This is a genomic window from Flavobacterium polysaccharolyticum (assembly GCF_038739875.1).
Classification (GTDB): Bacteria; Bacteroidota; Bacteroidia; order Flavobacteriales; family Flavobacteriaceae; genus Flavobacterium; species Flavobacterium polysaccharolyticum.
Genome location: NZ_JBCGDP010000087.1, coordinates 1 through 305 on the forward strand (window position 1 = coordinate 1; position 305 = coordinate 305).

Sequence of the window (305 nt, forward strand, 5' to 3'; positions counted from 1 at the left end):
GTCACTCCTGAAGTATTAATTCTAGTTATGGCATTAGTAATACTATAAAAAGGTGCGGGTTGAGAAGCACTAATAATATAAGTACCTGATAATGCTTGAGCAGTACCTAAAACTGGTAAAAACAGTAACCATAACCAATAACAACATTTGGCATTCAGTTTATTAAAAAATAGCTTTTTAATCATGTGGTATTTTTTTAAAATTCTATTTTTTCGATTTTAATCCTTTGAAAATAAAAATCAACATACTAAAAACATGATCTCCATTACTTTAGAAGTTTGCAAAATTATGGATAACATTTCTAT

The 305-nt window shown here is 27.2% G+C and carries 1 protein-coding gene; it reads right to left on the reverse strand.

Annotated features, from left to right (window positions below; genetic code table 11):
• A partial coding sequence (locus WFZ86_RS20205; RefSeq protein ID WP_342693626.1) for a hypothetical protein occupies positions 1 to 185 on the reverse strand: 185 nt, incomplete at its 3' end.
• Positions 186 to 305 lie beyond the last annotated feature (120 nt).